A 12,187-nucleotide genomic window follows, 5' to 3' on the forward strand; every position below is an offset into this window, starting at 1 on the left:
ATGGCCGTCGCCACCGGAAACTCCTTCGCCAGCCGCTTCGGCGTCCACATCGCGGTGCTCGTCTTCGTGGCGATCTGGACCGTGCCGACGCTGGGCATCCTGGTCTCGTCGCTGCGCGACAAGGACCAGATCATCGCTTCGGGCTGGTGGAATTCCTTCGCCAGTTCCAGCCAGACGGAAGCCGGACGACTGCCCGCCGCCTCGGCGCAAACACAGAAGGACGGCAAATACGTCATCGAGGGCAACGTCTTCGGCAACGGCGCCAAGCGCGACATCAGCGCCTTCGGCGTCAAATCGTCCGCGCCGACGCAGTATCCGGCAGGCTCGACGGCCGATCTCGGCGACGGCGTCACCCTGCAGGTCAACGCCGACGGCAGCTTCGTGCTTGCTTCGCCGAAAGCCTTTGAGGGCGACCGCGGCCAGCGCGTCTATTTCGCGTCCTCGGCGCCGCCGAAATTCACCGCCGACAATTACCAGACCGTGCTGTTCTCGGAAGGCATCGGACGCTCCTTCATGAACTCGCTGACCGTGACTATTCCCTCGACCGTCATCCCGATCCTGATCGCAGCCTTCGCGGCCTATGCGCTGGCCTGGATGCGCTTTCCCGGCCGCGCCCTGCTGATCGCCGTCATTATCGGCCTGTTGGTGGTGCCGCTGCAGATGTCGCTGATCCCGCTGCTCAAGCTCTACAACGGCGTCGGCAGCTTTTTCGGCGTGCCGTCGAAGACCTATCTCGGCATCTGGCTGGCGCATACCGGCTTCGGCCTGCCCTTCGCCATCTATCTGCTGCGCAGCTACATTGCCGGCCTGCCGCGCGAGATCATGGAATCGGCCCGCATCGACGGCGCCAGCGATTTCGAGATCTTCGTCAAGATCGTGCTGCCGCTGTCCTTCCCGGTGCTCGCCTCTTTCGCCATCTTCCAGTTCCTGTGGGTTTGGAACGATCTCCTGGTGGCGATGGTTTTCCTCGGCACGGAGGCCGATCAGATCGTGCTGACGGCCAAGCTCAATGCGCTGCTCGGCTCGCGCGGCGGCGACTGGGAGATCCTCACGACATCGGCCTTCGTCACCATCATCGTGCCGCTGATCGTGTTCTTCTCGCTGCAGCGCTATTTCGTCCGCGGGCTGCTTGCCGGCTCGGTCAAAGGAGGTTGAGAAATGCTATCGGCTTTGAAGCCAAGTTCGAGACCGGACCCCGCCGTCGACCGCGACTGGTGGCGGGGCGCGGTGATCTACCAGATATATCCGCGTTCCTATCAGGACTCGAATGGCGACGGCATCGGCGACCTCAAAGGCATTGTGCGGCGCCTGCCCTACATCGCCTCGCTCGGCGTCGACGCGATCTGGATCTCGCCCTTCTTCAAATCGCCGATGAAGGATTTCGGCTACGACGTGTCGGACTATTGCGACGTCGATCCGATGTTCGGCACGCTCGCCGATTTCGACGCGCTGGTGAAGGAAGCGCACCAGCTCGGCCTCAAGGTGATGATCGACGAGGTGCTGTCGCACACCGCCGACATCCACCCCTGGTTCAAGGAAAGCCGCTCCAGCCGGAGCAATCCTAAAGCCGACTGGTATGTCTGGGCGGACGCCAGGCCCGACGGCACGCCGCCCAACAACTGGCTGTCGATCTTCGGCGGCTCGGCCTGGCAGTGGGACACCAGCCGCCAGCAATATTACATGCACAATTTCCTGGCCGAGCAGCCGGACCTCAACTTCCACAACGTGAAAGTCCAGGACGCGCTGCTCGACGTCACCCGCTTCTGGCTGGAGCGCGGCGTCGACGGCTTCCGTCTCGATACCATCAATTTCTATTTCCACAGCCAGGGGCTGGAGGACAACCCGCCGCTGCCGCCGGAAGAGCGCAACGACCAGACCGCACCCGCGGTCAATCCCTACAACTACCAGGACCATATCTACGACAAGAGCCGGCCGGAGAATCTCGGCTTCCTCGAGCGCTTCCGCGCGCTGCTCGACGAATATCCGGCGCAGGCGGCGGTCGGCGAAGTCGGCGATTCGCAGCGCGGGCTGGAAGTGGTGGCGGCCTATACCGCCGCCGGCAAGCGCGTGCACATGTGCTATTCCTTCGACTTCCTGGCGCCCGAGAAGATCAGCGCCGCCAAGGTGCGCGCGGTGCTGGAAGCCTTCGGCAAGGTCGCCAGCGACGGCTGGTCGTGCTGGGCCTTCTCCAACCACGACGTCATGCGCCCCGCCTCGCGCTGGGCGGCCAACGAGGCCGACCCGACCGCCTACCTCAAGGTGATCTCGGCGCTGCTGATGTCGCTGCGCGGCTCGGTCTGCCTCTATCAGGGCGAGGAGCTCGGCCTTAGCGAAGCCGACCTCAAGTTCGAGGACCTGCAGGACCCCTATGGCATCCGCTTCTGGCCCGAATTCAAGGGTCGCGACGGCTGCCGCACGCCGATGGTGTGGGACGCCGCCGCCAAGAATGGCGGCTTCTCGACCGCGAAGCCCTGGCTGCCGGTGCCGGGCAAGCACCTGTCGCAAGCGGTCAACGTGCAGCAGAGCGATCCAAGCTCGCTGCTCGAGCACTACCGGCGCTTTCTCGCTTTCCGGCGCCAGCATCCGGCGCTGGCCAAGGGCGACATCGATTTCATCGAAAGCGATGGCGACACCGTCGCCTTCACGCGCCGCGAGGGCAATGAGCGCATCGCCTGCGTCTTCAATCTCGGCAGCAAGCCCGCCGATGTCGATCTCGGCCAGGGCTCGCTGCAGCCCTTGCCGGGTCATGGCTTTTCGGGACAGACTGGCTCCGGACCTGTCCGCTTGGGCGGCTATGGTGCCTGGTTCGGGCGCATCGACTGAATGCAACGGAAATTCACTGGGAGGACAAAATCATGGCCGATGTCACGCTGAGACAGGTGAAGAAATCATACGGCAACCTCAACATTCTTCACGGCATCGACCTCGACATCAAATCGGGCGAGTTCATCGTCTTTGTCGGGCCGTCGGGCTGCGGCAAGTCGACCTTGCTGCGCTCGATCGCCGGGCTGGAGGAGATCACCTCGGGCGAGCTCAAGATCGACGGCGAGGTGGTGAACGACGTGCCGCCGTCGAAGCGGGGCATCGCCATGGTGTTCCAGTCCTACGCGCTCTATCCGCATATGACCGTCTACGACAACATGGCCTTCTCGATGAAAATCGGCAAGGAAAGCAAGACCGAGATCGACAAGCGGGTGCGGCAGGCGGCGGAAATCCTGCAATTGACCAAATATCTCGACCGCCTGCCCAAGGCGATGTCGGGCGGGCAGCGGCAGCGCGTCGCCATCGGCCGCGCCATCGTGCGCAATCCGAAAGTGTTCCTGTTCGACGAGCCACTGTCGAACCTCGATGCGGCACTGCGCGTCGCCACCCGCATCGAGATCGCGAAGCTGAAGGAATCGATGCCGAACACGACGATGATCTACGTCACCCACGACCAGGTGGAGGCGATGACGCTGGCCGACCGCATCGTCGTGCTCAAGGAAGGCCATATCGAGCAGGTCGGCACGCCGATGGAGCTCTACAAGCGGCCCGGCAATCTGTTCGTCGCCCAGTTCATCGGCTCACCGGCGATGAACATCCTGCCGGCCAAGATCGAAAAGGCCGGCAATCCGACTGTGGTCAGCCATGTCGGCGGCCGCAAGGCTACGGTGCCGATCGCGACGCCTGCCTCGGCGAACGGAGCGGCAGTGAGTTTTGGCGTGCGGCCCGAGGATCTGGCGATCGCCACCGGCACGGACTATCTGTTCGAAGGCAAGGTGGACTATGTCGAGCAGCTTGGCGAGGTGCAGCTGGTCTATGTCGATATCGGCCGCGCCGACCTGCCGCTGGTGACGAAGCTGCCGGGCAATGTCGAGGTCAAGCGCGGCGAGACGTTGCGGCTGAATGCCAGTGCCGGCGACCTTCATATCTTCGATGCCGACGGCCACTCCTTCACGCTGCATCGCGAGGAGGCGAAGGCGGCCTGACGCTGACTGGTTCCGGCTGCTTCGCTGGCTGAAGGCAGACGTAAGTCCGGCTAAAAAGAAAGAGCGGCGGGCAAAAGCCCGCCACTTTTTTTGGAAATCGGATCGGCTGTTAGTTGTTGCCGAACAGGTTCCGATCGCTGCCCTGCGGGGCCGACTTGTGCTCGTCGCCCGAGGCATTCAACAGCTTGTGGACCGACGAGTTGGTGCCGATCGACGAGGTGCGCGTGGTATCTGCAGCGGGAGCCGGCTGGTTGACGCCGTTGGAACCATAATTGTCGCTTGCCGCGAAGGCAGCGCTCGAGACGGCCAAAAGGGCCGCGGTGGCAAGAACGATCTTTCTCATCTTAGTCTCCTGAATTTTGTTGAATTCGACTTTCCCGGGTCAGCCGGGGACGGCAGCGAACCTGCCGCCAGTCTGAAATCGGCTATTAGCGGCCGAAGAGGTTGCGATCGGCGCCCTGGGTGACAGGCTTCTGAACCGGCTCCGACTTGTTGGTCGAGGCGGTGTAGGAAGTGTCGGCCGCGACGGCCGGCTGGTTTGCGCCGTTGGAACCGTAATTGTCGCTGGCTGCGAAGGCGCTGCCGGAAATGGCCAGAAGGGCAGCGGCAGTGAGAACAATCTTTTTCATTTTTGCTACTCCAGTATTTTATTTCCGTCCGTCTAGCGGCGTGTCTTGGGAATGAAATCGCGTCGTTCGGACAGCGCCGATGTGGGTGGGCCGGCTGGCGGATTCCAATCACGAAGATTTTCCGGCTGGACCATGAACCCGCATCTTGAAATTATGATAAGCATGCCTACGATCTATTTTTATCGTAGCTAAATCAATCCATTACCCGATCCTGGCGGTTGGCTCACCGAGCGTGTCAGGACGCCAACGTTCACCGCTTCTTGTACGCACCGTCAACAGAAACGAACCGTTCAGTTCGATTAGGATCTTCTAATAGTCACTTTTCGATACCGTCGGCGCTTTAGAACCGGTCGGAAGTCGGTTCGAAAGGCGTTTGGGCTCGCATGGTCCGACGGACAAAAATGACGATTTCCAGTGCGGCCAAGACGAATGAATAACGACGGCACCCTCGGTCAAGAGATCGATGGCGGCTTCATCGCACGCCGCTCGAAAGCGCACCCGCCACTCGAAATTGATGCTTGATCGGCGTCCGCCGCAGGCGCATCCATAGCCGAGACTTGGCGATGTCGTGAACCATTCGTTGGTCGAGGGCGGCCCGATGCGTATTGTCTTCCGTTGTGACCCGGCGCTGGCCGAAATCTTGCCTCGTCCGGTTGCCGCGCGAGGCATCCTGCCGGACTGGCTTCGCGCCATGCCCGCGAAGGCGCATTCGGAAATTCATGGCCGCGCAATTCGAACCGTCAAGCAGTGTCCACCGTTCGTCGACGCCATGTCGTATGGATTCATGATCCTGCTGCCATGCGATGTGACGGTTCATAACGGTGGATTCTCCTGGCATTGGGACACCCCGGAACCGTCAACCAAAGGGCACCCGCGGTCTCCGCTCAGCTTTCACGTGGCCGAGCAGCTTGCCGGCGCGCCGCAGTTCAATGGCTTGGCCGCGATAAAGTTCAACAGCTTCTGGACGATCGAGCTGGAGGACGGCTGGTCGCTCTTCGCAACCCATCCGGTCAACCGCGACGACCTTCCCTTTCGCCTCGTCACCGGTATCGTGGATGCCGATCGCTTTCAGGACGCCGGCATCAATTTCCCGGCGATCTGGTCGGATCGCGACTTTTCGGGTGTCCTGCCGAAGGGCACCCCGGTCGCGCAATGCTTCGCGGTGCCGCGTGCCGCGTCGGAACTGGTCTTCGAGAGCTTCGACCCCGCCCGGGAAGCGGCCTATTCGAAAACCGTCGCGGACGTGCTGGCCGCCCCCGGCGTCTATCGCAAGCAGTTTCGCGTCAAGCGCCCTCGGTAGGATATTCCAGCAGTTGCCTGAGCGCCTCGCGATCCAGCCACAACCGGCCGCTCGGCGCCGAGGTCAGCGACATTGCGATGACGCCGAAAGTAGCTGGTCGCAGACGGTAGGCAATCCGGTAGGCCTCGATCGCGGCTTCCACGTCGCCCATGTCCTGGAGGGCTGCACCCAGATTGACGGCAGCCTCGGCATCGTCAGGGCGCTTCCGCAACGCCACCCGGTAGGCGGCGGCGGCTCCAGCCGCGTCATGCAGCTCGTGCCTGGCCAAGCCAAGGTCGAACCAGGCCGAGGCTGGGCTGTTCTCGGTTGCGGCTCGCTCCAGCAAGGGTGCCGCCGCGGCCGGGAATCCGTCCTCCAGCAACATTCGGCCCAAGCGGGCGGCGGCCTCGCGCGATGCCGGATCGGCCTGCACCACTTGCCGCCAGGCATCGCGCGCCCGGTCGCGGTCGCCCGCCGCATCCAGCGTTCGTGCGCGCTCGACATACGCGTCGCCGCCCGGCGCCAATTCCCGCGCCCGCCCGAAATGGACCAGCGCTTGATCGAAATCCTCGGCTGCGCGCGCAATTCGCCCGGCAAGCAGCTGCGCGGGCGCATTGTCGGCCCTCACCGCGAGACTTGCCTGAATGCGGCTCCTGGCTTCCTCTACCTTGCCCGAGGCAAACAGGACGGCGGCCAGAAGATGGTTCAGGGCCGGGTCGCGCGGCTGGCGCCGCAGCGCTTCCTCACAACCCCGGCGCGCCTGTTCGTGGCGGCCGGCATTGAAATCGGCCACGATGCGATGCATTTGATCTTGAGCCGCCGGCTCGGTCCTGGTCATCCGCCCTGCACCATCCCGCGCCAACAATGTTCTGAGCGTGTCCGCGGCCACCCCTTGTAACACGCCCGCGCACGTGCATGCACTGATGGCTCCGATTCCATTGGCGGCTTACATGCGTGAGAATTTGCCATGCTGGCTGCGATCCGGTCGAGGATAGCGGGGCCGGGACTAAATGCGTATTCCGATGTCTGTGCGGTTCCCAGGCAAGGACATTGTCTTTGAAACCTTCGACTGCGAAGCCGTTGTGCTCGATCTCTCCAGCGGCAGGTATTCAAACCCCGTAGCGCTCGGTGCGGATCAGCCTTGCCGGGATGCCGGCATCGATCATGGCCTGGGCGGCGGCCGAGACGAAGGCATTCGAGCCGCAGACATAGGCGAGCACAGGCGCCTTTGGCAGCCGCTCGATGGCTTGCACGATCATCCGGGCATCGACGCGCCGGGAATAGTCGGCAGGGCGCCGGGCCTGCTCGCGCGTCAGCGTCAGCACCAGGTCGAACCCGTCGCGGCGGTCGTCGAGCCCGATCAGCTCGTCGCGAAAGATCACCTCGTCCCAGACCCGCGCCGAAAACACCAGCGCGATCGGCGCGGCCGATTTCCGCAAGGCGCGATGACGCACCATGGCCATCAGCGGCACCACGCCGGAGCCGCCCCCGACCAGCAGCAGCGGTCCGCCATCGCTGTCGGACCAGATGAAATGGCCGCCGAGCGGCCCGCGCAGCTCGATCTCGTCGCCGACGGCCGCCACGTCGTGGAAGAAGGGGGAGACCTCGCCGTCATCGAGCCGCTCGATCGCCAGCTCGATACCGGCGCCTGCTTCCGGCGCCGAGGCGATGGAATAGGAGCGCCGCGCCTGATAGCCGTCCGGCGCGCTCAATCTGACGTCGACATGCTGCCCGGCCTGGTGGACAAATGGACGCGACGGCTGGAACCAGAAGCTGGTGACGCGCGGCGTGCGCTTTTCGATGCGAGAGATCGTGGCCGTCTGCCAGGGCGACTGCGGCAGCGGTTCGGCGCTCATGGATCGCCCGAATAGCGCTGCTCACGCCAGGGGTCGCCATACATGTGATAGCCGCGCAGCTCCCAGAAGCCCGGTTCGTCGCGCTCGGTGAATTGCAGCCCGTTCACCCATTTGGCCGACTTCCAGAAATAAAGATGCGGAACCAGCAGGCGCGCCGGCCCGCCATGGTCGGCGGTGATCGGCTCGCCTTCGTAAAGCAGCGCCACCATCGCCTTGCCGGTGACAAGGTCTTTTGGTCGGCACATTGGTGGAATAGCCGTCGAAGGACAGCGCCAGCGTGAAGGCGGTCGGCGGCTCGATGCCGGCGTCGGCGAGAATGTCGTCGATCAGCACGCCTTGCCAGGGCGTGTTGAACTTGGTCCATGCCGTTACGCAATGGATGTCGCGGGTCATTTTGTTCTGCGGCAAGGCGTTGAATTCGGCCCAGTTCCATTTCTTGATCGGCCGCGGTCCGTGCTTGAGCGTGAACGACCAGTCCTCGATGCGCACGCGCGGCGTCGGCCCGGCCGACAGCACCGGAAAGCCGTGCTCCAGATACTGTCCGGGCGGAATGCGTGCGTCGGTATCGGTGGAGGGGCGCCGTCCGGAGAAGAAGCCGCGGGTGACCATCGGGACGCCTCCTTGGCAATGAGGTCTTGTCGTCAGCAGTGTTCTCGAAGACGCCCCGGCGGGCAACCGAAATCTTGGGGGAGGGACCCGCCGAAATTGTCGGCAGGTCCCGTCATTTCTCAGCCGGCGGCGAAAGGCACGGCGACAAAGATCTGCTGGTCGCCGCGGTCGACCAGCAGCAGCACCGACTTCTTGCCGGACTTGCCCGCCTCGGCGAGCGCCTGGTTTGCCTGCCTGGCGCTTTTCACCGGCGTGCGGTCGACGGCGACGATGACGTCGCCCGGCTGGATGCCGGCGGCCGAGGCGCCCTTGTCCGGGTTGACGCGCTCGACGACGGCGCCGCGCTGGTTATTGGCAAGGTTAAGCTGCGCGCGGATGTCCGGGGTGATGTCGGTCAGGCCGAGGCCGAGCGAAGGCAGGCCCTGTTCGGCCGACGGCTTGCCGCCTTCACGGTTGGAGGCGGTCTTCACGTCCTCGGTGTTGCGGCCGACATCAGCGGAGATCTGCATCACCTTGCCGTTGCGCCAGACGTTGAGCGTCTCCTTGACGCCGGGCTGAACGTCGGCGACGGCACGCGACAGGTCCTTGGGATCCTTGATCTCCTGGCCGGCAAAGCCGGTGATGACGTCACCGGTTTCAATACCGGCCTTGGCCGCCGGCGATCCGTCGGTGACCGCGGCGACCAGCGCGCCGCCCGGATGATCGAGGCCGATGGCGCTGGCGACGTCCTGCGTCACCGGCTGAATCTGGACCCCGAGGTAACCGTATTCGATATTGCCGCCCTTCATCAGCTTGGCGACGACCTTCTGCGCCTGGTCCGACGGGATGGCGAAGCCGACACCGACGCTGCCGCCATTGGGCGAATAGATCGCGGTGTTGATGCCGATGACATTGCCGTTGACGTCGATCAGCGGACCGCCGGAATTGCCGTGATTGATCGGCGCGTCGATCTGGATGAAGTCGTCGAACGGCCCGCTATGCAGGTCGCGGCCGCGCGCCGAGACGATGCCGGCGGTGACGGTGGTGCCAATGCCGAACGGGTTGCCGATCGCCAGCACCTGATCGCCGGTCATCAGCTTGTCGGAATCGCCCCATTTGACGGTCGGCAATGGTTTGCTTGCCTTGACCTTCAACACCGCCAGGTCGTTCTTGGCATCGTGGCCGACCAGCGTGGCGGGAAGCTCGGTGCCGTCATCAAGCGTTACCTTGATCGAGGTGGCGCCGTCGACGACGTGATTGTCGGTGACGATGGTGCCATCGGCGCCGACGATAAAGCCTGAGCCAAGGGCCTCGGCCCGCTGCGACTGCTGCGGCGGCGTCTTCGGCATCGGAATGCCCTGGTCGCCGAAGAACCGCTGGAAATATTGGTCGAAGGGCGAGTTGCCGTCGAAGGGCGAGCCCTCGCCCGTGGCGTCCGGCTGCCCCTTCGTGACCGTCGTGATGGTGACTACTGCCGGCTTGGTGACGGCGATGATCGGCGCGAAGGAGCCGTTTGGCGCTGTGATGCCGGCAGCCGGAGTCTGAGTGGTCGCGACGGCATTGCTCAGGCTGGCTTTGCCCGCGTTTTGCGCGGCAAAGGAGACGATGACGGGCGAAATGATCAGCGCAGCGCCCAGCAGGGCGGCGACGCGATGTCTGCGAAGAATGCTTGATGGTGACATGGTCGTTCTGTCCGGGCGAGAGTTGATCCGGCGCCGCGGGTGGTTCTCGAGGGAAGCGCCCATCGGCGTGTCGAGGGCCGGGATTGCCTGTCTCGCCATGCAGCGCAGCCGGCCGGATCGACAACCAAGCATCTAGGGTGCGGATTGGCCCGATTTAGGGTTTTGAGGTGACCTTACGAAGATTTAATTCAGAAAGCGCTCACGAAACGCTCCTGCGACGCAGGTAGGCGGACGCGATTTCGCGCATCCTGGCGCGGTCGAAACTCGGGCCGTGGCCGCCATGGCCGATGCGGATCGGCAGGTCGAGCAGGCGCCGCATCGTGTGGCAATAAGCGGCGCGATCCGAATCCGGCAGGTCGTCGATCAGCATGCCGTCATAGACGGCGTCGCCGGCGAAGAACAGGCCGTCGGCCTCGTCGAAGAGCGCGATCGAATCCGGCGAATGGCCGGGAACATGCAGAACGCGGAATTTTCTATCGCCGAGGTCGACGGTATCGCCCTCATCCAGCGCGCGCGTCAGCGGCGCCGGCGGAACGCGATAGTCAGCCGGCTTCCAATCGGGCGCCGGCAATTTCGAAACGGCGCCATCGAGATTGTGGAACATATAGGCATAGGTGACGGCGTCATCCATGCTGTCGAATTGCGCCGCGCTCATTTGCGGTCCTATCCTGAGCGGAAATTCGTGCAGCGAGCCGACATGGTCGAGATGAATATGGGTGGCGACGACGATGAGCGGCTTGCCGGCCGGCGTGTCGATCTCCGGCGCCAGCGGACGGATGCCCATGCCGGTATCGACGAGCAGGTCGGCGTCGCGGCCCTTGAAATGCCAGATATTGGCGCGCACGAAGTCGTGCACGAAGGGCTCGGTCAGCATTGTTGTTCTGGCATCGACGACGGCCTTGCCGAACCAGTCGCCCACCACAAGCTCGCCCATCAGACGAACGGCTTTCCGACCTTGTATTTTTCAGGCACCAGCCGCTTCAGATAGGCCATGCCCGCATCCGCCAGCTGGTTGACGTCGGCTTTCATGAAATCGTCCGGCATGTGGCGCGTCTTGCCGGCGACGGCCTTCAGCGGCACCTTCTTCATCAGCACGGTCTTCGACCCGTCATATTGCAGCGCCACCGAGCCGCCGCCTTCCTCGGCGACGCCGACGGCGAAGGCGCCGGCATCGAAAGCCTCCTGCGCATCGACGGCGCTGATGGCGCCTACATAGCCGCGCGGCATATAGCCCAGCGCATCGACACGCGCCCGCTTGCCGGGCAGGCCTTCGGCGAGCGCACGCTCAAGTGCGGCCGGCAGGTCGCTGCCCGACAGCTTGACGTTGCCGTGCTGGTCGCGCTCGAGCTTTTCCGGCGGCACCAGGCTTTCGACCAGCGCCTTGCCGTCGGCGGTGCTGACGCCTTCGGACACCGCAACGATGCAGCGCTTGTGGCGGTCGAGCGTTTCGCGCACGTCTTCGATGAAGCGCTTGGCAGAGAAGGCGCGCTCCGGCACGTAGACCAGATGCGGGCCGCTGTCGGGATCGAGCTGCCAGGCGGCCGCGGCAGCGGTGAGGAAGCCGGCATGGCGACCCATGACGATGCCGACGTAGATGCCAGGCAGCGCGCGGAAATCGAGATCGACCGAGAGGAAGGCGCCGGCGACGAATTCGGCCGCCGAGATGAAGCCCGGCGTGTGGTCGTTCTCCTCGAGGTCGTTGTCGATGGTTTTTGGCGCATGCACGAAAGCCATCGAGCCGCCGGCGGCATCGGTGAGGATCTGCTGGGTGCCGGAGGTGTCGTTGCCGCCGATATAGATGAAGGCATCGGCCCCGGCCTTCTTCAGGCCGTTGAGGATGACCTCGCAATAGGCGGCGTCGGGCTTGTCGCGGGTCGAGCCGAGCGCGGCGCTCGGCGTGCCGGCGATCAGCCGCAGCCGGTCCTCCGGGATGGCGGAAAGGTCGACGTAATTGCCGTCACGGATGCCACGCACGCCATGGATCGAGCCCAGCACTCTGGCGCCGGGATGGCGCTTGCGGATTTCGAGTGTGGCGCCGACGACCGTCTGGTTGATGACCGCGGTCGGGCCGCCGCCCTGTGCGATGACGAAAGTTCCGGCCATGCTTTTCTCTCCCGATGCGAAGGTTTTCAGGGCACCTTCGCCTGTCTTGCGGTATCGCGCAACCGGGAGAGACGGGTAGATA

At 64.0% G+C, this 12,187-nt stretch carries 11 protein-coding genes and 1 pseudogene; 4 read left to right on the top strand and 8 right to left on the bottom strand.

Annotation, left to right across the window (positions count from 1 at the left end; genetic code table 11):
- Genes FJ974_RS01680 through FJ974_RS01690 form a run of 3 tightly spaced genes read left to right on the top strand, consistent with a single transcriptional unit; the run spans position 1 to position 3,968 of the window.
- Positions 1-1,155: a carbohydrate ABC transporter permease gene (locus FJ974_RS01680; protein ID WP_140531460.1), complete on the top strand. Its 1,155-nt coding sequence runs from the start codon at positions 1-3 to the stop codon at positions 1,153-1,155.
- A 3-nt stretch (positions 1,156-1,158) separates the two neighbouring features.
- On the top strand, positions 1,159-2,823 hold the full coding sequence (locus FJ974_RS01685; protein ID WP_140531458.1) for an alpha-glucosidase: 1,665 nt from the start codon (positions 1,159-1,161) through the stop codon (positions 2,821-2,823).
- A gap of 32 nt (positions 2,824-2,855) precedes the next feature.
- Positions 2,856-3,968: an ABC transporter ATP-binding protein gene (locus FJ974_RS01690; protein WP_140531455.1), complete on the top strand. Its 1,113-nt coding sequence runs from the start codon at positions 2,856-2,858 to the stop codon at positions 3,966-3,968.
- A 109-nt stretch (positions 3,969-4,077) separates the two neighbouring features.
- On the opposite strand, the gene FJ974_RS01695 is transcribed toward FJ974_RS01690, so the two are convergent.
- Together FJ974_RS01695 and FJ974_RS01700 are read right to left on the bottom strand one after the other, a co-directional pair.
- The gene (locus tag FJ974_RS01695; RefSeq protein WP_140531452.1) at positions 4,078-4,311 is read right to left on the bottom strand and encodes a DUF680 domain-containing protein; all 234 of its coding nucleotides are present in this window, start codon (positions 4,309-4,311) and stop codon (positions 4,078-4,080) included.
- Positions 4,312-4,396: 85 nt separating this feature from the next.
- Positions 4,397-4,597: a DUF680 domain-containing protein gene (locus FJ974_RS01700; RefSeq protein WP_140531450.1), complete on the bottom strand. Its 201-nt coding sequence runs from the start codon at positions 4,595-4,597 to the stop codon at positions 4,397-4,399.
- 598 nt (positions 4,598-5,195) lie between these two features.
- Here FJ974_RS01700 and FJ974_RS01705 point away from each other — a divergent pair.
- Positions 5,196-5,897: a hypothetical protein gene (locus FJ974_RS01705; protein ID WP_140531447.1), complete on the top strand. Its 702-nt coding sequence runs from the start codon at positions 5,196-5,198 to the stop codon at positions 5,895-5,897.
- Here the strand turns inward: FJ974_RS01705 and FJ974_RS01710 are convergent.
- The 6 genes and pseudogenes from FJ974_RS01710 to FJ974_RS01735 form a co-directional block, all read right to left on the bottom strand.
- A complete protein-coding gene (locus tag FJ974_RS01710; RefSeq protein ID WP_140531444.1) occupies positions 5,881-6,714 on the bottom strand; it encodes a tetratricopeptide repeat protein in 834 nt (277 codons plus the stop codon). The genes FJ974_RS01705 and FJ974_RS01710 overlap by 17 nt on opposite strands.
- A gap of 271 nt (positions 6,715-6,985) precedes the next feature.
- Positions 6,986-7,732 (bottom strand): FAD-binding oxidoreductase, encoded by a 747-nt coding sequence (locus tag FJ974_RS01715; protein ID WP_140531441.1) that lies wholly within the window; start codon positions 7,730-7,732, stop codon positions 6,986-6,988.
- A pseudogene (locus FJ974_RS01720) lies at positions 7,729-8,341 on the bottom strand (molybdopterin-dependent oxidoreductase). Before FJ974_RS01720 ends, FJ974_RS01715 begins: the two are co-directional and overlap by 4 nt.
- Positions 8,342-8,460: 119 nt before the next feature.
- A complete protein-coding gene (locus FJ974_RS01725; protein WP_140531438.1) occupies positions 8,461-10,002 on the bottom strand; it encodes a DegQ family serine endoprotease in 1,542 nt (513 codons plus the stop codon).
- Positions 10,003-10,201: 199 nt separating this feature from the next.
- Positions 10,202-10,936 carry an MBL fold metallo-hydrolase gene (locus tag FJ974_RS01730; RefSeq protein WP_181177038.1) on the bottom strand — a complete coding sequence of 245 codons (735 nt, stop codon included), beginning with the start codon at positions 10,934-10,936 and terminating at the stop codon, positions 10,202-10,204.
- The gene (locus tag FJ974_RS01735) at positions 10,936-12,105 is read right to left on the bottom strand and encodes a diphosphate--fructose-6-phosphate 1-phosphotransferase (protein WP_140531435.1); all 1,170 of its coding nucleotides are present in this window, start codon (positions 12,103-12,105) and stop codon (positions 10,936-10,938) included. The genes FJ974_RS01730 and FJ974_RS01735 overlap by 1 nt, the downstream gene beginning before the upstream one ends.
- Between the last annotated feature and the right edge of the window lie 82 nt (positions 12,106-12,187).

Origin of the sequence: Mesorhizobium sp. B1-1-8 (genome assembly GCF_006442795.2) — a bacterium.
In the GTDB taxonomy this organism is placed as follows: domain Bacteria; phylum Pseudomonadota; class Alphaproteobacteria; order Rhizobiales; family Rhizobiaceae; genus Mesorhizobium.

Bases quoted from the DNA above. Each gene is read 5' to 3' on its own strand.
- FJ974_RS01715 (WP_140531441.1), bottom strand. From the start codon at position 7,732: ATGAGCGCCGAACCGCTGCCGCAGTCGCCCTGGCAGACGGCCACGATC.
- FJ974_RS01690 (WP_140531455.1), top strand. From the start codon at position 2,856: ATGGCCGATGTCACGCTGAGACAGGTGAAGAAATCATACGGCAACCTC.
- FJ974_RS01725 (WP_140531438.1), bottom strand. From the start codon at position 10,002: ATGTCACCATCAAGCATTCTTCGCAGACATCGCGTCGCCGCCCTGCTG.
- FJ974_RS01710 (WP_140531444.1), bottom strand. From the start codon at position 6,714: ATGACCAGGACCGAGCCGGCGGCTCAAGATCAAATGCATCGCATCGTG.
- FJ974_RS01730 (WP_181177038.1), bottom strand. From the start codon at position 10,936: ATGGGCGAGCTTGTGGTGGGCGACTGGTTCGGCAAGGCCGTCGTCGAT.
- FJ974_RS01700 (WP_140531450.1), bottom strand. From the start codon at position 4,597: ATGAAAAAGATTGTTCTCACTGCCGCTGCCCTTCTGGCCATTTCCGGC.
- FJ974_RS01695 (WP_140531452.1), bottom strand. From the start codon at position 4,311: ATGAGAAAGATCGTTCTTGCCACCGCGGCCCTTTTGGCCGTCTCGAGC.
- FJ974_RS01735 (WP_140531435.1), bottom strand. From the start codon at position 12,105: ATGGCCGGAACTTTCGTCATCGCACAGGGCGGCGGCCCGACCGCGGTC.
- FJ974_RS01685 (WP_140531458.1), top strand. From the start codon at position 1,159: ATGCTATCGGCTTTGAAGCCAAGTTCGAGACCGGACCCCGCCGTCGAC.
- FJ974_RS01680 (WP_140531460.1), top strand. From the start codon at position 1: ATGGCCGTCGCCACCGGAAACTCCTTCGCCAGCCGCTTCGGCGTCCAC.
- FJ974_RS01705 (WP_140531447.1), top strand. From the start codon at position 5,196: ATGCGTATTGTCTTCCGTTGTGACCCGGCGCTGGCCGAAATCTTGCCT.